Raw genomic sequence first — 20,395 nt, forward strand, 5'->3', positions numbered from 1 at the left:
CGTCAAGCGCCTGATAATCCGTGCAATCGGCAACAAAGCCGCGCTCGAACATCACGCGCATGAAGTCAGATTTTGGATGGTAGTTCATGGCCGCCTCGGTCTAGGATGCGCGCGGTATATCTGCGTGAAGGTTCCAAGGGAAGATGCGGAAGGACGGGGCTTTGTGGGCGCTCGGCACCATGTCCGGCACTTCGCTGGACGGCGTCGATGCCGCCATGATCAAGACCGACGGCCATGCGGTCTTCGCCTTCGGTCCCGCCGCCTATCGGCCCTACACCGCCGAAGAACAGGAAACGCTCCGCCGTGCCCTTGGCCAATGGCCCGGCGACCCTGATGTCGAACCCGCGGCAGAGCTGGTGGAAACCGCCCATGCCGAAGTCCTCGCCCGGTTCTCCGGGGCCGAGGTTCTGGGCTTCCACGGCCAGACCCTCGCCCATGACCCCAAGGGGCGCGGCACCCACCAATGCGGCAACGGCGCGCTTCTGGCGCAGCTTCTGGGCCTGCCCACCGTCTGGGATTTCCGGTCGTCCGACGTGACCATCGGCGGACACGGCGCGCCGCTGGCACCCTTCTACCACTACGCGCTCGCCCGCCACATCGGCGCGACCGAGCCCTTGGCCTTCCTCAACCTCGGCGGCGTCGGCAACCTGACCTGGATCGACCCCACCGCCCCAGGACCGGAAAGCGCCGGCGCGCTTCTCGCCTTCGACACCGGCCCGGCCAATGCGCCCATCAATGACCTGATGCGCGAACGGCTGGGCGAAAGCCATGACGCAGGCGGGGCGCTCGCCGCCAGCGGCGAGGTCGATGAGGCCTTCGTCGCCTCGGTGCTGAAGGACTCGTGGTTCGATGCGCTGCCGCCGAAGTCGCTGGACCGCAACCATTTTGCAGGCCTTCTCGACCGGACCGAAATGCTGTCCGACGAAGATGCCGCCGCCACCCTCACCGCCGTGGCCGCCGCCGCGGTCGCTGCCGCGCAAATCCATTTCCCGGCCCCGGTGACCCGCATCCTGGTGACCGGCGGCGGGCGCAACAACCCGACGCTCATGGCCGAACTCCGCCGCCGCATCCCCGTCCAGATCGACCCGGTCGAGGCCGTGGGTCTGGACGGCGACATGCTGGAAGCCCAGGCCTTCGCCTTTCTTGCGGTGCGTGTGCTGCGGAAGATGGCGACCTCTGGTCCCGACACCACGGGCGCTCCGGCCCTTGTCGGGGGCGGCCAGATCAGCCGGCCAACAAGCCTTTAGCCTTTTGCGCGAAGCCGCCCGGCCAGAAGCGGCAGCGAATAGATCACCAGAGCGGTCCAGATCAGGCTGAAGGCGATCAGCTTCACGCCGCTGAACGGCTCGCCGAAGATGAAGACCGCGGTCAGGAAGATCAGCGTCGGAGCGATGTACTGCATGATCGCGATGGTCGACAGGGTCAGCCGCTTCGCGCCGTTGGCGTAGATCATCAGGGGCACCGCGGTCACGATCCCGCAGCCCAGCAGCAGCGCGTTGTCCCAGGTCACACCTTCCAGGAAATGCCCGGTCCCCTGCGCCTGCAACCAGCCGATATAGGCCACCGCCGGGATCAGCAGGATCAGCACCTCCAGCGTGAAGCCCTGGTTCGGCCCGATCGGCAGCCGCCGCTTCAGATAGGCGTAGAATCCCCAGGTCAGCGTCAGCCCCAATGCCACGACTGGCAGCCGCCCGGCCTCCCAGGTCAGGATACCCACCGCCACCACCGCCAGCGCAATCGCCGCCATCTGGGTCCGCCCCATCCGCTCGCCCAACAGGATCGCGCCCAGGAAGATGGAAAACAACGGGTTGATGTAATAGCCCAGTGCGGCATCCAGCGCATGGCCCGAGCCGATGGCCCAGACATAGATCCCCCAGTTCACGCTGATCAGCGCGGCGGTCATCGCGCCCATCCCCAGCATGCGGGGCGATGACAGCGCGGCCTTCAGGTCCCCGGTTCGCCCCATCCAGACCAGCACCGCCAGTGCGATGGGCAAGGACCAGACCACCCGATGCGCAATCACCTCGATCGGAGGGATATGCGCCAGGGCCTTCATGTACAAAGGCAGGAAGCCCCACAGCAGATAGGCGGTCAGCGCATAGAGAAAGCCGGACAGACTGTCGCCGGTCGTGGCGCCGGGGCGGGGCAGGGCAGGGGTCTCACTCATGCCCCACCCCTATCCAAAGCCCCCGCCAGCGGCCACCCTGATCTTGTGCCCCGCACAATGCGGACCTTTCGGAACGCGTTCGGTCTCCACCTCCCCCGCGGGGCGAGCACCCCGCTCATGGGCGCTGAGAATCGCTGCAGCGACAGTCAGGAGCCAGTCGATGCCGTGGTCCGCCAAACAGACTCTCTGACACCTCGACGCAAAGAACATCTCCAGTACCAGCGGTCTCGCTCGCGAAATCGACTTCAAGCCGCCCTTTTCGCCCACTCGGCAGTACCACTTCGGCAACCGTAGAAGGCCCGTTCACCTGCGCAACCATGTCCGCGCCGACAACGGGCGCCCACTCTGCACCGACCGGGCGTGACCAGATTGCCAAAAGGACGCCGGCCGCGCCACCCATGGCGACCAACAGGCCAATCCGCCTCACCGCCGCCGCGCCAGATACTCCCGCGTGAACCCCGCGTAGCCGTTGGCCGTCACTTTCAGTTCGTCCTTCATCAACCCATGCACCTCGGGAAGCCGGTGAAACGGCACCGTCGGCCAGACGTGATGTTCGACATGGTAGGGCATGTTCCAGGCCAACCAGCGAACCATCCGCGTCGAAAAAGTCGTGCGGGTGTTCTCGAACATGTTGACGACCTCCGGACAGTCACCATGCTCGGCCAGCAGATACAGCCGCAGGAACGGCTGACCCAGCAGCACCGGAACGATCCAGACCCACAGGAGTACATCCGTCCAGACCAGGCTTGCCGCCGCCGCAAGGTAGATCACCGCCATCGCCCGAGCCTCGGCTACCACCCGGCCCTTCGCGCCCTCGGCCACGAACCCGTCCGTCACCCGTCCCCGCACCAAAGCCCCCATCAGCCGCGCCTCGGCGATCCAGTAGGGCAGGCCGGACACCTGCCAGACCCAAGCCCGCAACGTCGCGGGCTTCGGCCCCGCCAGTTCCGGGTCCTTGCCCGGCAGGTTGGTCCAGCGGTGATGCGCCATGTGAAAGGCGCGGAACCACTCGAAGGGCAGGACCAAAAGCCCCCCGCACAGCCGCCCGACCCAATCGTTCAGCCAGACCGTCCGGAACGGAGTCCGATGCGTCGCCTCATGCTCCAGCGTGAAGAGGAAGATGATCAGCAAACCCTGCACGGGCAACAGAAGCCACCAGCCCGGGACCGCTGCAACGATCAGCGCGCCCACAGCCCCGATCGCCGCCAGATGCCCCGCCAGATGCCAAAGCCCCGCCCGGTCGGACCGCTCGGTCAACCGGTCGCGCGTGGCAGGGTCGATGCTGGACAGAAAACTCCGGTGATCCATGCCCGGACCATGCACCCGGTCGGGCAGGTCGGCAAGACCGCCCCGGCCTGAGGTGCGTCACGTTCGCGGCCATCAGCACCTCAACCTGAGCCCCCCCTGCGCAATCCCGCCGCCGGCCGTCATCGGAACAGGCGACCCCTCCGGAACCTTGCTCCCACCCTTCAGCCTGCAGGCAGATCCCAACCCGGCGGCGCAAGTTCGAACCCCTCGAACCGAAATCCCGGCGAGACGGTGCACGAGACCAGCGTCCAGTCGCCCGTCGACCGGGCCGCCTGCCACCAGCCTGCGGGAACCACCGCCTGCACCACCTCGGCGCCCAGCACATCCGGCCCCAGCCGCAGATCCCGCGTAGCCTCCAAGCCCAGCGACAGCACCAGCGGAGCCCCCGCGTGCCACAGCCAGATCTCGTCGGCGTCCACCCGGTGCCAGTGGCTCCGCTCGCCTGCCTGAAGCAGGAACAGGATCGCCGTCCCGCTCGCCCGGCCCTCGACCAAGGGCCCGGCCCAGGTCTGCCGGTACCACCCGCCCTCGGGGTGTGGCTGCAACTCCAGCCTGCGAATGACCTCTGCCGCGCTCATGCCTGCCTCCATTCGCCCGAGGCCAACCCGTCCAAGGTCCAGTCCCCCACCCGCCAGCGGATCAGCCGCAGACAGGGCAACCCCACCGCCGCGCACATCCGCCGCACCTGCCGGTTCCGCCCCTCGCGCAGCGTGACCTCGATCCACCCGTCCGGCACCGATTTCCGCACCCGGATCGGCGGGAAGCGAGGCCAAAGCCACTCCGGTTCCGCCACCGCCTGCGCCCCGGCGCGCAAGGTAGGGCCGTCGTTCAGCACCACCCCGGCCCGCAACCGCGCCAGCGCATCCTCGGTCACCACCCCCTCGACCTGCGCGAGATAGGTCTTCTCCAGCTTGAACCGTGGGTCCGCAATCCGCGCCTGCAGCTTGCCGTCGTCGGTCAGCACCACCAGCCCCTCCGAATCCCGGTCCAGCCGCCCGGCAGGGTAAACCCCCGGCACCGGCACGAAATCCGCCAGCACCGCCCGCTCCCCCTCTCGCGAGAACTGACAGAGCACGTCGTAGGGCTTGTTCAACAGGATCAGCATTCCCCAGACCTAGCCGCCGCACAGCCCGTTGCCAAGACGCACGCCCCATGCCAGCCTTGGGCCATGACCCGGACCCTGATCATCGGCGCCGGCATCACCGGCGCGGCGCTCGCCTTCCAGCTGTCCCGCCGGGGAGAGGCCGTGACCATCGTCTCGACTCACGCCGAAGGTGGCCTCGCGTCGGCGGCAAGCTTCGGCTGGCTCAATGCGTCCTTCTTCCTGTCGCATCCCCACTTCCACCTGCGGCATGAGGGCCTTGCCGCCCACCGTCGCCTCATGGACCAGCTTCCGGGCCTGCCGACCACCTGGCCCGGCTGCCTGTGGTATGAAGCGACCGGCGAGGCGCAGGCGGAAACGGCGGCGGACCTGCGCGAACTCGGCTACAGCGTCGAAACCCTGACGCGCGCCCAGATTGCCGCGAAGCTCCCCGCCCTCGGCCCCGTGCCGGAAACCGCGCTCTTCTTCGCCGAGGAGGGTGTCGCCGACCCCGCCACCCTTGCCCGCGCGTTGATCGCAGCCTCTGGCGCGCAGGTGGTTCGCGCCACCGTGCAAGCCCTGACCTTGGACGCGGGCAGGGCGACCGGCGTGCTGACCGACATTGGCCCCCTTTCGGCGGACCGGGTGATCCTTGCCACCGGGACCGGCACCCCTGCGCTGCTTCAGCCTTTCGGGTATTCCCTGCCGATGCTGAAGCGCCCCGGCCTGATGCTGACGACGAATACCCTGCCACCGATCTGTCCCGTGGTCCTAGCCACCCCCGATCAGGAGGTGCGCCAGGACGAAAAGGGCCACCTGCACGTCCCGGCCTCTGCCGGGCATCATGGCGACCACGCCGAAAGCCTGGGGGCGTTTCCGGTGGTGATAAATGCCACTATACAACGGCTTCGCGCCCTCTTTCCCGGGCAGGAAATCCACTTTGCGCATCAGGCCATGGCGATGCGTCCGGTGCCGGGTGACGGCCTGCCTGTCGTGGGTCAGGGGCCGGTTGCGGGCCTCTGGCTGGCGGTCATGCATTCCGGCGCGACCCTTGCACCTGTGGTGGCCGAGCTTCTGGCCGCCGAGATCACGGGTGGACCGGAAAGCCCGCTTCTGGCCGAGTTTCGACCTGCACGCTTTCAATAGGAACGGGCGCCCCGGTCGGGACGCCCGTCGATTTCTTCAAATAAATCGGTCCGGAGTTTTCGAAAACTCCGGCTCCGACGTCAGGCCTTCAGCACGGACCGCCCGGCATATTCTGCAGTCTCGCCCAGAAGTTCCTCGATCCGGATCAGCTGGTTGTACTTCGCCAGCCGGTCCGAGCGCGACAAGGAGCCGGTCTTGATCTGCCCGCAGTTCGTCGCGACCGCCAGATCGGCAATCGTGGCGTCCTCGGTCTCGCCCGACCGGTGGCTCATCACGTTGGTATACCCCGCACGGTGGGCCATATCGACGGCCTGCAGCGTCTCGGTCAGGGTGCCGATCTGGTTGACCTTGACGAGCATGGAGTTCGCGCAACCGGCCTTGATCCCCTCGCCCAGACGGCGCGGGTTGGTGACGAAAAGGTCATCGCCGACCAGCTGGATCTTCGACCCCAGCTTGTCGGTCAGCAGCTTCCAGCCCGCCCAGTCATCCTCGGAACAGCCGTCTTCGATGCTGATGATCGGGTAATCCGCAGCGAGGCCTGCCAGGAACTCGATATTCTCCTCGATGGACAGCGACTTGCCTTCGCCCTTCATCTCGTACTTGCCGCCCTTGAAGTACTCCGTCGCGGCGCAGTCCAGCGCAAGGTAGATATCCTCGCCCGGGCGATACCCGGCCTTCTCGATGGATTTCAGAATGAAATCAAGCGCGTCGCGGGCAGAGTTCAAGTTGGGTGCGAACCCGCCCTCGTCGCCGATGCCGGTGTTGTGGCCCGCGTTCTGAAGCTCTTTCTTCAGCGTGTGGAACACTTCCGAGCCCATCCGCACCGCCTCGCGGATGTCGGACGCGCCCACCGGCATGATCATGAATTCCTGGATGTCGATCGGGTTGTCGGCATGTTCGCCGCCGTTGATGATGTTCATCATCGGGACCGGCAGGATGCGGGCCGAAGTGCCGCCCACATAGCGGTACAGGGGCTGCGCCGTGAACTCCGCCGCGGCCTTCGCCACCGCCAGAGACACGCCCAGGATCGCGTTCGCGCCAAGCCGCGACTTGTTCGGCGTGCCGTCCATCTCGATCATCGTGCGGTCGATGCCGACCTGTTCGGTCGCGTCAAAACCCACCAGCTCTTCAGCCAGCTCGCCGTTAACGGCCGCCACGGCCTCCAGCACGCCCTTGCCCTTGTAGCGCTTGGCATCGCCATCGCGCCGCTCGTTCGCCTCATGCGCGCCGGTCGAAGCGCCCGACGGCACCGCCGCCCGGCCCATGCTGCCGTCTTCCAGCGTGACGTCCACCTCGACCGTCGGGTTGCCCCGGCTGTCCAGGATTTCGCGGGCGTGAATGTCGATGATCGTGCTCATGGGGATCCCTCAAGGCCGAATTGGATGCTCTCCCGGCCCCTTTACCCCGGCTCAGGCCATAGGGGAAGCGCGTTTCCTCGCACGCTCCCGACCGAAGGCGTAAAGCCCCGAGCCCACCACCAGCGCCGCTCCCAGAAGCGTCGAGGCTTCGGGGCGCTCGCCCAGAAAGATCATCGCGATCACCATCGCAAAGACCAGTCGCGTGTAGCGGAAAGGTGCGACGACCGAGACTTCTCCCAGCCGCATCGCCGCGACCACCGCGTAATATCCAAAGAGCCCGGCCACCAAGGCACCGCCCAGCCCCGCCCACTGACCGGGCGTCGGCACCACAAAGCTTTGCCCCATCCCCGCCATCAAGGCCGTGCCTGCCGGCACCAGTCCCAGATAGGCCCAGGTCGCCACCTGGAACGTCCCGATCCGCGCCGGCATCACCCGGGTCGCGAGGTCGCGCGCAGCCAGGAGAACCACGCAAGCCACGGTCAGAAGCCCCGTCGGATCAAAGTCCGCATCCCAGGGCTTCAGGATCACCAGCACGCCGAGAAACCCGACCAGGATCGAGGCCCACCGCCGCCAGCCGACCTTTTCGCCCAGAAACAGCGCCGCCCCCGCCACCACCACCAGCGGCGAGGCCTGCAGGAGTGCCGACGTCATGGTCAGGGGTGCCAGCGCCAGCGCCACGATGTACAGCATGGCCGCCCCGGCCTCTGCCAGGGTCCGGACCAGCGCCATCCCGCGCAGCGCGTCCCTCGACACCACGGATTGCCGCTGCCCCGCCGCCAGCGCCCAGAAGACGCAGGCCCCGGCCGCCCCGGTCAGTGCCAGCACCTGACCCGGTGGCAAAGCCTCGGCCGAGCGTTTCAGGAACAGGTCCTCGACGGCGAAGAACGCCATCGATCCCACCATCAGCAGGGCCGCGCGGGAATTGTCGGCGGCGTCGGTCGCGCGGGGTGGCATGGGCGTTCTCCACTTCGGATGCGTGCCTACACCGCCGCCGGACCGAAGGAAACCTCAGCGATAAAGCCGTGGCGCCCCCGCCTTGTCGTGCATCGCGTTGACGTCATCCGGCGACAGGTCCAGCGCGCTGGCCAGCTGGTGCAGATAATCCGCCTCGGCCCGCTGGTCGAGGTCGATCGCCATCAGCGAGGCCATGTAGACCTGCGGCTCCAACCCCGCCGGGACCGCCCGCGCCAGGCCCTCCACATCCACCGGGCGCTGCAATTCCGTCTTTACCGCCTGCACCTCGCGCGGCGTCGCGTCGCCCATCGCCTGCGTCAGCCGCTCGCGTTCCGCATCATCCAGATCGCCGTCGCACTTCACCGCCTGGATCACCGCCCGCAGCATCAGCGCCGCGGACAACTCCTCCTCCCGGTCCGGCTCTGGCAGGGTCAAGGGGCCGCCGTTCCGCCCGCCTGGCTTGTCCGCCAGCACCTGATCCAGAAGGTCCCCGACCCCGCCACCGGAATTGCGCCCGACCGATGCCTCCCGCGGCGACGCCCAGCCACGTCCGGTCAACTGGCCGAAAAGGTCATCCAGTCCGCCCTTCGGTGCCGTCGTCCGTGGCGAGGACCGCTTCTGTCCCGAAAGCTGGTCCAGCAGGTCACCAAGACCGCCCCCCGACCCTGCATCCGACTGCCCGCCCGATTGGCCCGTCGTCCGGGTCGCCCGGCCCGAGGACCGCCCGCTGCCCAGGATGTCGCCCATCATGTCCCCAAGCCCGCCCTTCGACCGCGTGTCGATCCGCGTGCCGCGCCCCGCGCTGGTCGTGCCGGTGGACCCACCGGCAAACCCCTTCGTCACGCTTGAGACGCCTTTCGCAACCAGCATCCCGATTGCCACCTTCAACAATGTCTTGCCGATACTCATCACGCCCCTCACTGTCCAAACCTGATGGACAGCCTTCCTTGCCGCCGCGCGCCGGTCAATGCAAAAGGCAGGACGGGCTGGGGGGAATGATGCGCAAGACAAAGCTGGACGGGGCAGGGGTTGCCATGCTCCTGGGGGTGCAGGGCCTGCTTGCGGTCAATCAGATCATCATCAAGCTGGTGAATGTCGGCCTTCAGCCCGTGTTCTTCGCCGGCCTCCGCTCGCTTCTTGCCATCGGCTTCGTCTGGGCCTGGCTCGTCTGGAAGGGCCGCCCGCCCAGACTGCGGCGCGAGGCCTGGGGGTCGGGCCTGCTGATCGGCGCGCTTTTCGCAGCCGAGTTCCTGTTCCTGTTCCTTGCCATCGACCTGACCTCCGTGGGCCGCTCCGCGATCATCATGTATTCGATGCCCGTCTGGTTCGCGATCCTCGCGCATTTCGGCCTGGGCGAGCGGATCACCGGCCCCCGCGCCGCAGGTCTGGCGCTTGCCTTCTCGGGTTGCGCCGTGGCGATCCTGTCGCGGCCCGATACGGGCGAGGCCAGCCTCGTCGGTGATCTCTGCGCGCTTGGCGCCGCCTGGGGCTGGGCGCTGACCGCCTATGTCGCGCGACGTCCGGTCATGCGGGCGGAAGGCCCCGAGATGCAGCTCTTCTGGATGGTCCTCGTCTCGGCCCCGATCCTTCTGCTGGCGGCACCCCTCTTCGGTCCGCTGCTACGCGATCTGCAACCGCTACATATAGTAGGTCTGGTCTTCCAGTCCTCGGTCGTCGTGGCGGGCGGTTTCATCGCCTGGCTCTGGCTTCTGTCGGTCTACCCGTCCTCGACGGTGGCGTCGTTTTCCTTCCTGACCCCGATCCTCGCGCTTCTCCTTGGGGCGCTGCTTTTCCAGGAAACGCTTGGACTGCCGATTCTATTCGCCGCCGCTCTCGTCGCCGTCGGGATCGTGCTGATGAACCGGCCGGTGGCGGCACCCAAGCCATAGCGGCCGGGAATCGCCGGACCCCGGTCGTCGCGCGGTCCTGTGGGTAGCTCAAGTGCGCCACCCAAGCAGGCCAATCGCCTAGGAAATCCGGCACTCTTCACAAACTGCGCGAAGACTGTCCCCAAAGCTGTCCACAACCCCCGCGTGACGGGGCCTGCCGCCGCGCTCTGTGGCGGAAAAAACGTCAAGTTGAAAATCTGTCGTGAAGCGAAATTTTCCCGTTGATCGGGGGTGCGTATTACGACACTTTGACAAAGCGGCAGGGGACACCACTAAATCTAGTGCCTCCGCAAACAGGCAAGACGACCCACACAAAGTGCATCCAAATCGGGATGCGACCCTCTTGACGGCGCTCACCGTCAGGACGTGTGACGTGTTGCTTGTCGGTTCGGCGCGCAGGCGGGTCCCTTGCGATTTGACAAAACCAACGGCTGTTTTTCAGCCGCAAAAAAGGAGATCAGGGGCATGAAGATCGAGCGGAAGTTCACCACCGAAGCCACCGGCGCCTACGGGGCCATGAGCTTTGCCATCACCGTTTCCGAAATCCGCAATCCGGACGGCACCGTCGTCTTCCGCAACGACGCGGTTGAAGTTCCCGAGGGCTGGAGTCAGGTCGCCTCCGACGTGCTCGCCCAGAAGTATTTCCGCAAGGCAGGCGTTCCGGCCGTGCTGAAGAAGGTCAAGGAAAAGGGCGTGCCCGAGTTCCTGTGGCGCTCCGTCCCCGACGAAGAGGCGCTGGCCCAGCTTCCTGCCGATCAACGTATAGTGGGTGAGACTTCGGCCAAGCAGGTCTTCGACCGTCTCGCCGGCGCCTGGGCCTATTGGGGCTGGAAGGGCGGCTACTTCACCACCGAAGCCGACGCCTCCGCCTATTACGACGAGATGCGCTTCATGCTGGCCCGCCAGATGGCCGCGCCGAACTCGCCGCAGTGGTTCAACACCGGCCTGCATTGGGCCTACGGCATCGACGGCCCGTCGCAGGGCCACTTCTACGTCGACCACAAGACCGGCGTCCTGACCAAGTCCACCAGCGCCTACGAACACCCGCAGCCCCACGCCTGCTTCATCCAGTCGGTCAAGGATGACCTCGTTGGCGACGGCGGCATCATGGACCTCTGGGTCCGCGAAGCCCGCCTCTTCAAATACGGCTCCGGCACCGGCACCAACTTCTCCTCGCTCCGGGGCGAAGGCGAGAAACTGTCGGGCGGCGGCAAGTCCTCCGGCCTGATGGGCTTCCTCAAGATTGGTGACCGCGCTGCGGGCGCCATCAAGTCGGGCGGCACCACCCGCCGTGCGGCCAAGATGGTCATCATCGACATGGACCACCCCGATGTCGAAGACTTCATCAACTGGAAGGTTATCGAGGAACAGAAGGTCGCCAGCCTGGTGGCCGGTTCCAAGGTCCACTCCGCCCGCCTGAACGACATCTTCGCCGCGATCAAATCCTTCGACGGCTCGATGGACGGTGCCACCGACCCGGTCGCCAACCCGGCCCTCAAAGCCGCGATCAAGGCCGCCAAGAAGGCGATGATCCCCGACACCTACACCAACCGCATCCTGCAATACGCGCGTCAGGGCTTCACCTCGATCGAATTCCCGACCTATGACACCGACTGGGATTCCGAGGCCTACATCTCCGTCTCCGGCCAGAACTCCAACAACTCGGTCCGCGTCACCGACGCCTTCCTCAAGGCCGTCAAGAATGACCAGCCCTGGGAGCTGATCCGCCGTACCGACGGCAAGGTCGCCAAGACCGTCTCGGCCCGCGACCTCTGGGACCAGATCGGCCACGCCGCCTGGGCCTGCGCCGACCCCGGCATCCAGTTCCACGACACCGTCAACGCCTGGCACACCTGCCCCGAAGACGGTGCGATCCGTGGTTCCAATCCCTGCTCGGAGTACATGTTCCTCGACGACACCGCCTGCAACCTGGCGTCGATGAACCTTCTGACTTTCCAGCATAACGGCAAGTTCGACGCCGAGGCCTACGTCCACGCCTCGCGCCTCTGGACCGTGACCCTGGAAATCTCGGTGATGATGGCGCAGTTCCCCTCGAAGGAAATCGCCCAGCTTAGCTACGACTTCCGCACCCTCGGCCTCGGCTACGCCAACATCGGCGGGCTTTTGATGAACATGGGCCTTGGCTACGACTCGGACGAAGGCCGCGCCCTCTGCGGCGCCCTGACCGCGATCATGACCGGCGTCTCCTATGCCACCTCCGCCGAGATGGCCAAGGAACTGGGGCCCTTCTCCGGCTACCAGCGCAACAAGCACCACATGCTTCGAGTCATCCGCAACCATCGCGCGGCCGCCCACGGCACCGCCTACGAAGGCCTGAACGTTCCGGCCGTCGCCCTTGACCACGCGAACGTCCCCGACCAAAGCCTTGTCGCCCTTGCGAAATCCGCCTGGGACGAGGCCCTGCGCCTTGGCGAAGCCCACGGCTACCGCAACGCCCAGACCACCGTGATCGCCCCCACCGGCACCATCGGTCTGGTGATGGACTGCGACACCACCGGGATCGAGCCCGACTTCGCCCTCGTCAAGTTCAAGAAACTGGCCGGCGGCGGCTACTTCAAGATCATCAACCAGTCGGTCCCCGCAGCCCTTGAAACCCTCGGCTACTCCACCGCCCAGGCCGCCGAGATCGTCGCCCATGCCGTCGGCCACGGCTCCTTGGGCCAGGCCCCGGCGATCAACCACACCTCGCTCATCGGCCACGGCTTTGGCCCGCGCGAGATCGAGAAGATCGAGGCGGCTCTCCCCTCGGCCTTCGACATCAAGTTCGTCTTCAACCAGTGGACCCTGGGCGTCGACTTCTGCAAAGGCACCCTCGGCATCCCCGAGGACAAGCTGAACGACCCGACCTTCGACCTTTTGCGCCACCTCGGCTTCACCAAGGCCCAGATCGACGCCGCCAACGACCACGTCTGCGGCACGATGACCCTGGAGAACGCACCCCACCTGAAGCCCGAACACTACTCGGTCTTCGACTGCGCCAACCCCTGCGGCAAGACCGGCAAGCGGTTCCTATCGGTCAACAGCCACATCACCATGATGGCCGCCGCGCAGTCCTTCATCTCGGGCGCGATCTCGAAGACGATCAACATGCCGAACAACGCCACCATCGCGGAAACGCTGGCGGCCTATGAACTTTCCCACTCGCTCGGCATCAAGGCCAACGCGCTCTACCGTGACGGCTCCAAGCTTTCGCAACCCCTCGCTTCGGCGCTGATCGAGGATGACGAGGAAGCCGAAGAGATCCTGACCAACGGCTCCACGATGGAAAAGGCCACGGTGATCGCCGAGAAGATCATCGAAAAGGTCATCATCAAGGAAATCGTCCGCAGCAATCGCGAAAAGCTGCCCGAGCGGCGCAAGGGCTATACCCAGAAGGCCATCGTCGGCGGCCACAAGGTCTATCTCCGCACCGGCGAATACGCCGATGGCCAGCTGGGCGAGATCTTCATCGACATGCACAAGGAAGGTGCCGGCTTCCGCGCGATGATGAACAACTTCGCCATCGCGATCTCGGTCGGCCTGCAATACGGCGTGCCGCTGGAGGAATTCGTCGAAGCCTTCACCTTCACCCGCTTCGAACCGGCGGGCATGGTCCAGGGGAACGAGACGATCAAGAACGCGACCTCGATCCTCGACTACATCTTCCGCGAACTGGCCGTCAGCTACCTCGACCGCACCGACCTCGCCCATGTCGCCCCGAAAGGGGCTGCCTTCGACGACCTCGGCCGCGGTGAGGAAGAGGGCAAGCGCAACATCTCGGAAGTGACCGAGACCGCCGCTTCCAAATCGCTGGAGGTCCTGCGTCAGGTCGCCTCGACCGGCTACATGCGCAAACGCCTGCCGCAGGAGTTCACCGTCCTGCAAGGTGGGGTAGGGGCCACAGCTCTCGCCACCGGCACCGATGCCCTGTCGATGCTGATGCCCGACGCCCGCGTGACCGGCTTCTCGGAAACGACCAGCACCTACGCCATGAGCGCCGTCACCTCCACCGACGCGCGGTCCAAGGCCAAGCTGCAAGGCTACACCGGGGACAGCTGCTCCGAATGCGGCAACTACACGATGGTCCGCAACGGCTCCTGCCTGAAGTGCAACTCTTGCGGCGGGACGACCGGGTGCAGCTGATGAGGGAGGTCGGACATGAAGCAGGACCTGACCCTAACCACTAAACGAGCGGTCACGATCTTCGAGGAAATGGTTTCTTGTCGGCGCAACTACTGCGCCGACGACGAGTTCTTCAAAATGAGCGACGTCTGGGAATATCTGTGCGACGGTGGCAACGAGTGGAAGATTAAGTCCTTCCATCAGCTTCCCGATCAAGCGCTCAGACCCAAAGCGGCAGTCACCGAGTTCGACCACATTGTGCGCTTGATCGTCGAGTCAGGGCTGTGGTCACGCGCGCAACAAGGGGACAAGCTGTCCAATTTCGTGCTCGCGCACGAAGCTGGGCATTTGCAGCTTCGGCACAACTCTCGGACGGCGGTGCGCCATTTCATGATGGTGGCCGGCGAAAAGGGAAACTCTGTCATCCCGCAAGACTACTTTGAACTTGAGGCAAACTTCGCCGCTGTCGTCTTCCAGAGTGGAGTGGCGCTCTTGGATGTGAGCCTAAGTTCAAATGAACTGGCGCGGCGAGCGTTCTCTGATGTCGCTCAGGTCAAGAAAGTGCAGGCAATGGTTCGCACGGAAGTCTTCATGCGCGAACTTAATCGGCCGCGTCCGTCTTACCCGAGGGCGGTGCTCTAGGCACTGGGAGCGGAAGAAGGCTCCGAGTGCTTTAAATCCCCAAGTATCCCACGGGGATCCGGGGGTGTGAAACATCCGGATGCCAAAACAAATGAGCGCTATGTCTGCTGCCCGATTTGTCCGTCGACAAATCGGGCAGCGCCTGCCTGCCTAAGCCACTTTTATGTAGTGGTCACACGCCGTGATTGACGGCTCAGACGTCGCTCGGCGCGGACTCTTCCGGTGCGGGCTCTGTCGGCGCGGGCTCTTCCGGCGCGGGCTCTTCCGGCGCGGGCTCTTCCGGCGCGGGTTCTTCCGGCGCGGGTTCTTCCGGTGCGGGTTCTTCCGGTGCGGGCTCTTCCGGCGGTGCGGGCTCGTCCGGCAGTACGGGCTCTTCCGGAACAGGCTCCTCGATCACGACCGGCTTGGTGCCGCCCGCATTACCGTTCAGCTTTCCGTTCTTGCCTTGGTTTCCGGCACCAGGTGCCACCCAGCCGGCTTCGGCTTTGTCCAACAGCGAGGTGCCCAGATTGCGGGCCTCCGCGGCACCGGCCATAAGAATTGCAACGCTGCAAAGAGCGAGCGGGTTCATAGACATTTTTTTTCCTTTCACGGGAGGATGACTTGCCCGCGCAAATAGTTATAGCCAGATGGAGACACGTTCGTAGTAACGCAAAGGTTGATCCACGCGCGCATTCGTTAGCACGACCACAACTTTCGGTAGGCTTGGCTCGCTCTCGCACCTGCCACACTATCCACTGGTATCCGCTGGCCTGAGGCGTCGGACAACACCAGGGAACGGACTGCTCCTTGACCCGCGCTGGGAAGGTCGGGGAGCCGAAGGCGCGATGTAGCGCACCCTGCGCTGCGTTCGGGCGGCGGTCCCCACGATGCCCCTTCCCCCCGCCGCCCCCAATGATTACCTCTGCACCGAACGGAGATCCGCGATGCAGCACTATTCCTACCTCGACCTGGCCTCGATTCCCGAAGGCCAGACCGCGGCCGACGCCTTTGCGGCGACCGTCGATCTGGCCCGCGCGGCGGAACGGGCGGGCTTTCACCGCTACTGGCTGGCCGAACATCACAACATGCCCGGCATCGCCAGCGCCGCGACCGCCGTCCTGATCGGACATGTCGCGGGCCAGACCCGCACGATGCGGATTGGCGCGGGCGGCATCATGCTGCCGAACCACTCCCCCCTTACCGTGGCCGAGCAGTTTGGCACACTCGCGACCCTTTATCCGAACCGCATCGACCTCGGCCTCGGCCGCGCGCCCGGCACCGACATGGTCACGGCCCGCGCTCTCCGCCGCCACATGGAACCCGAGGATACCTTCCCGCAGGACGTGCAAGAGCTGATCGGCTATTTCGGCGACGCCGCCGGCCCCGTGCAGGCGATCCCCGGCACCGGAACCCATGTGCCCGTCTGGATTCTCGGCTCCAGCCTCTTCGGCGCGCAGCTCGCGGCCTGGTTGGGCCTGCCTTACGCCTTCGCCTCGCATTTCGCGCCCACGCATCTGGACGAGGCGCTGGAAGTCTACCGCCGCAGCTTCCGCCCCTCGGACCGGCTGGCAAAGCCGCATGTGATGATCGCGGTCGGCGTCTGTGCGGCCGCCACCGACGCGGAGGCGACCTACCTCCGCTCCTCGCAACTCCTCGCCTTCGCGCGGCTCAGGACCGGACAGCCGGGCAAGCTGCCGCGCCCGACGCATGATCTGGACGGCATCCCCGCCCCGATCCTGGCCCAGGCCAAGTATGCGCTCTCCTGTTCCGCCGTCGGCTCGCCCGCCACCGTGCGCCATGAGCTTGCCGCCCTGATGGCCCGCTACCGCCCGGACGAGATCATGATCACCGGCATGATGCACGACCACGCAGCGCGCGTCCGCTCTCTGGAGATTGCGGCCGACGTCTTGGCAGACCTGGTGACGCCCGCCGCGGCGGCCTGACGTAAGCCTGCACCGCCGCGGAAACTGCCCGTAATGTTAAGTGTTAACACCACCCTAACGCCCACAGCTAACCCCTTGGAATCCTTTGCGGCCCCCACCGCCCCGCGCGCGGGCACCCCAAGCGTTTGACCGGACCCCAACCCCCCGCTACCATCGGCCCATGAAAGCGAACCCCACCCAGGCCCTCCGCGACACCGGAGTCCGCGTGACCCGCCAGCGGGAGACGCTCCTCAAGGTCCTCACGGAAGCCGAAGACCATCCCGACGCCGCCGAACTGCACCGCCGGGCGCGGACCCTCGACGACAGCCTCTCCCTCGCCACCGTCTACCGCACCCTCTCGGTTCTGGAACGCGAAGGCGTCGTCCTGCGGCTTGCCCTGGAAAACGGCGGCGCGCGGTACGAGGTCGCCGACGCCCCCCACCACGACCACATCGTCGACCTCGACACCGGCCAGATCACCGAGTTCCGGTCCGAAAAGATCGAACAGCTCCAGCGCGAAATCGCAGCCGAGCTTGGCTACGATATCGTCCATCACCGGATGGAACTCTACTGCCGGAAGAAGCTTTAGCCCCGACCCTCAGACCGTCCTCACCAACCGCAGCGCATCATAGATCGCCGCATGCGTGTTCCTCGCCTCGACCGCGTCGCCGATCCGGAAGAGCTGGAACCCCTCCACCGCAGGCTGCGCCAGCCCCTCGATCAGCGCGTCGTAGTCCACCGCGCCCTTGTTGCCCGACTGCGGCTTCAAGTGGAAGTAGAGGTCCGCCAGCGGCTGCGTCCCGCCGTTCACCACCACCTGGTCAAAGACCGCAGTCCGGTCGAGCTTCATGTAATCCGACCCGATCACCGCCTCCAGCTGGTTCCCCGCCCGGCGCACCGCGTCCAGCTTGTAGGTCACCGTGAAGGTCACCGCCTTGTCCTGCAACGCGCGCATGTAGGGGACCAGATTCATCCCCATCACCTCGGGCGAGAAGCTGCGGTCGCGGGTCATGACCTCGACCTTCGCGCCGGACTCCGCGATGATCTGCGCCGCCTGCAAGGCCGCATGGTCGCCCGCGTCGTCATAGATCAGCACGTTCGTTCCCGGCTTTGCATCGCCCGACAGGATGTCCCAGGCCGAGACGACAAGGTCGTTCCCCTCGGCCAGCAGACCGGTCGTCGGAAGGCCCCCTGTCGCGATCACGACCACGTCGGGCTTTTCGGCCATCACGTCCTCCGCCTCGGCCCAGGTGTTGAAGCGGAACTCCACCCCTTTCGCCGTGCATTGCGCATGCCGCCAGTCGATGATTCCGATCATCTCGGCGCGCCGTTTCAGCTGCGAGGTCAGCCGCACCTGCCCACCTGGTCGATCTGCAACCTCGAAGACCACCACTGAATGCCCCCGCTCGGCAGCCACCCGCGCGGCCTCAAGCCCCGCCGGGCCGGCACCGACCACCACGACCTTCTTCCGCACCTCGGCCTTCGCGATCTCGTGCGGCTGGGTCGCTTCGCGCCCGGTTGAGGGGTTGTGGATGCAAAGCGCCATGCCTCCCTGGTAGATCCGGTCCAGGCAGTAGGTTGCGCCAACGCAAGGCCGGATGTCGTTCTCGCGGCCTTCGACGATCTTGCGGACGATGTGAGGGTCCGCCATGTGGGCCCGCGTCATTCCCACCATGTCGACCTGGCCCGTCGCCACCGCGTGACGCGCTGTCGCCACGTCGGGGATGCGGGCGGCGTGCAGCGTCGGCATGCCGACCTCGGCCTTGATGCGGCCCGCGAAATCCAGGTGCGGCGCCGATCGCATTCCCTGGACCGGGATCAGATCGGTCATCGCCGGATCGGTATGGATCCGGCTGCGGTTGACGTTCAGGTAGTCCACCAGACCCGAGTCGCGGAAGATCTTGCCGATCGCAACGCCTTCCTCGATGTCGATCCCACCCGGCTCCATCTCGTCGACGCCGTACCGCATGCCGATGATGATCTTGTTGCCGACCCGCTTGCGGATCGCGGCGAGGATTTCCATCGTCAGGCGTGCGCGGTTTTCCAAACTGCCGCCGTACGGCGCGTCAAGGGTGTTGGTCAGGGGCGACATGAACTGGTCAAGCAGGTGGCCGTGGCACATGATCTCGATTCCGTCGAGACCCGCCGCCTGCATCCGTTCGGCGGCATCGACATAGTCGCGGATGATGCGCGCGATGTCCCAGTCCTCGGCCGGTTTCGGCGTGGCGCGGTGGGCCGGTTCGCGTTCGTGGGTAGAGGAGACCACGGGCAGCCAGTCGCCCTTGTCCCAGCGCGTCCGGCGGCCAAGATGCGACAGCTGGATCATCACCGCCGCGCCCGCCTCGTGGCAGTCGTCGGCCAGCTGCTTCATCCACGGCACGATCTCGTCCTTCCAGACGAGGAGGTTGGAGAAAACCGGCGGGCTGTCGCGGCTGGTGCTGGCCGAACCCGCGGTCATCACCATCGAGACCCCGGCCTTCGCCCGCTCCAGATGGTAAAGCCGATAGCGATCCTTTGGCATCCCGTCGTCGCCATAGGCCGGCTCGTGGCTGGTCGTCATGATCCGGTTGCGCAGCGTCAGGTGTTTCAACTGGTAGGGCTGGAGGAGCGGATCGTTCGACATGAGACCGGCCTGTGTGATGGGGAATCGGGATCTGCGGCGACTATCGCAAAACTTGACACATGTGTCGAGTTTGTTCTGATCCGCCTTGTGCGGTGCGATCCGGAATGGTTAGGTCAGCGGTATGAACACGCAAAAGACCGAACGCGGCTGGCGTGGAACGCCGGATCTCTGGCTGGAGGCGGCCTATGACCTTCTGGTCGAGGGTGGGGTCGAAGCGGTCAAGGTGATGCCCCTTGCCGAACGGCTGGGCCTGTCGCGCACCAGCTTTTACTGGCACTTTCCCGACCGCGAGGCGCTGCTGACTGGCCTGGTCGAGCGTTGGCGGGCGAAGAATACCGGCAATCTCGTCGCGCAGTGCGAAGCGCCGGCTGCGACGATTGCAGAAGCGATGCTGAACCTTGTGGATTGCTGGATCGACCCCCAGTTGTTCGACAGCAGGCTGGAATTCGCGATGCGGACCTGGGCTCTGACCGATCGAGCGGTCGAGCAGGCGATGACCGAGGCCGATACGGTGCGGATTGCCGCGATTACCGTGCTGTTCCGCCGCTTCGGATATGATGACACTCAAGCCGACACCCGCGCGCGGGCGCTGTATCTCACTCAGGTGGGCTATATTGCCCTGCGGTCGCAGGAAAGCTTTGACGTCCGGATGGGGCGCATCCCGGCTTATGTGCTGACCTTCTCGGGTGTTGCGCCGACCCAGGAAGAGGTGGCGGCCTTCCAGGCACGGCACGCCGTCAGGTCAGGCGCATCAGCAGGTCCTTGAGAAGCCGGGCCTCGTCTTGCGTCAAAGGCGAAACCGTGTCCGCCGAAACGCTGAGGGCGGTGGGCACCCGATCGGCGAAAAGCCGTTCGCCTGCTTCGGTCAGGCTGACGGTCAGGCGCCGGCGGTCGGCGGGGTCGGCATTGGTCGCGACAAGGCCCAGCTTGGCCAACCGGTCCACGACACCCTTGATGGTCGCCGCGTCCATTGCCGTCTCGCGCCCAAGGTGGTTCTGCGACTGCGGGCCGATCTCGGCCAGCCGTGCGAGCACGGCGAACTGGGTCGTCGTCACTTCGGGGATTGCGGCGGCGAAGATCGCGAGATGTCGCTGCGTCACCCGGCGCAGGACATAGCCGATCTGGTCGTCGAGGCGATAGGATTTGGCATCGGTCATGCTTCGCGATACGACTTGCGGTTGATTGGCGCAAGGACGTTGAC

The 20,395-nt window shown here is 65.8% G+C and carries 18 protein-coding genes; 8 read left to right on the forward strand and 10 right to left on the reverse strand.

All coding sequences use genetic code 11. The features are described 5' to 3' along the window. The first annotated feature begins 143 nt into the window (after positions 1-143). Positions 144-1,247, forward strand: coding sequence for an anhydro-N-acetylmuramic acid kinase (locus Q0C42_RS14235; protein ID WP_295077126.1), 1,104 nt, complete (start codon positions 144-146; stop codon positions 1,245-1,247). Here the strand turns inward: Q0C42_RS14235 and rarD are convergent. From rarD to Q0C42_RS14255, 4 genes are all read right to left on the reverse strand, one after another. Then, positions 1,244-2,167 carry an EamA family transporter RarD gene (rarD, locus tag Q0C42_RS14240; protein WP_295077129.1) on the reverse strand — a complete coding sequence of 308 codons (924 nt, stop codon included), beginning with the start codon at positions 2,165-2,167 and terminating at the stop codon, positions 1,244-1,246. The genes Q0C42_RS14235 and rarD overlap by 4 nt on opposite strands. 423 nt (positions 2,168-2,590) lie before the next feature. Then, positions 2,591-3,475: a fatty acid desaturase gene (locus Q0C42_RS14245; RefSeq protein ID WP_295077131.1), complete on the reverse strand. Its 885-nt coding sequence runs from the start codon at positions 3,473-3,475 to the stop codon at positions 2,591-2,593. Between the two features lie 161 nt (positions 3,476-3,636). Beyond that, positions 3,637-4,053, reverse strand: a complete 417-nt coding sequence (locus tag Q0C42_RS14250) for a cupin domain-containing protein (protein ID WP_295077133.1) — start codon at positions 4,051-4,053, stop codon at positions 3,637-3,639. Next, entirely contained in the window at positions 4,050-4,580 is a 531-nt protein-coding gene (locus Q0C42_RS14255; protein ID WP_295077135.1) for a pseudouridine synthase, read from the reverse strand. Before Q0C42_RS14255 ends, Q0C42_RS14250 begins: the two co-directional genes overlap by 4 nt. Before the next feature lie 63 nt (positions 4,581-4,643). On the opposite strand from Q0C42_RS14255, the gene Q0C42_RS14260 reads away from it, so the two are divergent. Continuing rightward, positions 4,644-5,702: an FAD-binding oxidoreductase gene (locus Q0C42_RS14260; RefSeq protein WP_295077138.1), complete on the forward strand. Its 1,059-nt coding sequence runs from the start codon at positions 4,644-4,646 to the stop codon at positions 5,700-5,702. An 80-nt stretch (positions 5,703-5,782) separates the two neighbouring features. Here Q0C42_RS14260 and eno read toward each other — a convergent pair whose 3' ends face one another. From eno to Q0C42_RS14275, 3 genes are read right to left on the reverse strand one after another with little or no spacing between them, the layout of a single operon-like run. Next, positions 5,783-7,060 (reverse strand): phosphopyruvate hydratase, encoded by a 1,278-nt coding sequence (gene eno / locus Q0C42_RS14265; protein ID WP_295077141.1) that lies wholly within the window; start codon positions 7,058-7,060, stop codon positions 5,783-5,785. A 51-nt stretch (positions 7,061-7,111) separates the two neighbouring features. Next, complete coding sequence (locus tag Q0C42_RS14270; protein WP_295077143.1) at positions 7,112-8,014, reverse strand: DMT family transporter; 903 nt, start codon at positions 8,012-8,014, stop codon at positions 7,112-7,114. 54 nt (positions 8,015-8,068) lie between these two features. Continuing rightward, on the reverse strand, positions 8,069-8,923 hold the full coding sequence (locus Q0C42_RS14275; RefSeq protein WP_295077145.1) for a DUF533 domain-containing protein: 855 nt from the start codon (positions 8,921-8,923) through the stop codon (positions 8,069-8,071). Between the two features lie 89 nt (positions 8,924-9,012). On the opposite strand from Q0C42_RS14275, the gene Q0C42_RS14280 reads away from it, so the two are divergent. The 3 genes from Q0C42_RS14280 (at position 9,013) to Q0C42_RS14290 (ending at position 14,667) form a co-directional block, all read left to right on the forward strand. After that, entirely contained in the window at positions 9,013-9,903 is an 891-nt protein-coding gene (locus tag Q0C42_RS14280; RefSeq protein WP_295077148.1) for a DMT family transporter, read from the forward strand. Between the two features lie 465 nt (positions 9,904-10,368). Then, on the forward strand, positions 10,369-14,046 hold the full coding sequence (locus Q0C42_RS14285) for a vitamin B12-dependent ribonucleotide reductase (RefSeq protein ID WP_295077150.1): 3,678 nt from the start codon (positions 10,369-10,371) through the stop codon (positions 14,044-14,046). Between the two features lie 15 nt (positions 14,047-14,061). Then, positions 14,062-14,667, forward strand: a complete 606-nt coding sequence (locus tag Q0C42_RS14290) for a hypothetical protein (protein WP_295077153.1) — start codon at positions 14,062-14,064, stop codon at positions 14,665-14,667. Between the two features lie 193 nt (positions 14,668-14,860). Here Q0C42_RS14290 and Q0C42_RS14295 read toward each other — a convergent pair whose 3' ends face one another. Continuing rightward, positions 14,861-15,202 (reverse strand): hypothetical protein, encoded by a 342-nt coding sequence (locus tag Q0C42_RS14295; protein WP_295077156.1) that lies wholly within the window; start codon positions 15,200-15,202, stop codon positions 14,861-14,863. 391 nt (positions 15,203-15,593) lie between these two features. On the opposite strand from Q0C42_RS14295, the gene Q0C42_RS14300 reads away from it, so the two are divergent. Beyond that, entirely contained in the window at positions 15,594-16,592 is a 999-nt protein-coding gene (locus Q0C42_RS14300; RefSeq protein ID WP_295077159.1) for an LLM class flavin-dependent oxidoreductase, read from the forward strand. Between the two features lie 160 nt (positions 16,593-16,752). Beyond that, positions 16,753-17,160 carry a Fur family transcriptional regulator gene (locus Q0C42_RS14305; protein ID WP_295077162.1) on the forward strand — a complete coding sequence of 136 codons (408 nt, stop codon included), beginning with the start codon at positions 16,753-16,755 and terminating at the stop codon, positions 17,158-17,160. Between the two features lie 9 nt (positions 17,161-17,169). Here the strand turns inward: Q0C42_RS14305 and Q0C42_RS14310 are convergent, their stop codons facing one another. Further along, on the reverse strand, positions 17,170-19,194 hold the full coding sequence (locus Q0C42_RS14310; RefSeq protein WP_295077165.1) for an NADH:flavin oxidoreductase: 2,025 nt from the start codon (positions 19,192-19,194) through the stop codon (positions 17,170-17,172). Between the two features lie 121 nt (positions 19,195-19,315). Between Q0C42_RS14310 and Q0C42_RS14315 the strand changes: the two genes are divergently transcribed. Beyond that, positions 19,316-19,960: a TetR/AcrR family transcriptional regulator gene (locus Q0C42_RS14315; protein WP_295077167.1), complete on the forward strand. Its 645-nt coding sequence runs from the start codon at positions 19,316-19,318 to the stop codon at positions 19,958-19,960. On the opposite strand, the gene Q0C42_RS14320 is transcribed toward Q0C42_RS14315, so the two are convergent. Next, a complete protein-coding gene (locus tag Q0C42_RS14320; RefSeq protein WP_295077169.1) occupies positions 19,932-20,351 on the reverse strand; it encodes a MarR family winged helix-turn-helix transcriptional regulator in 420 nt (139 codons plus the stop codon). The genes Q0C42_RS14315 and Q0C42_RS14320 overlap by 29 nt on opposite strands. Between the last annotated feature and the right edge of the window lie 44 nt (positions 20,352-20,395).

Source organism: Tabrizicola sp. (assembly GCF_022842145.1).
Classification (GTDB): domain Bacteria; phylum Pseudomonadota; class Alphaproteobacteria; order Rhodobacterales; family Rhodobacteraceae; genus Tabrizicola.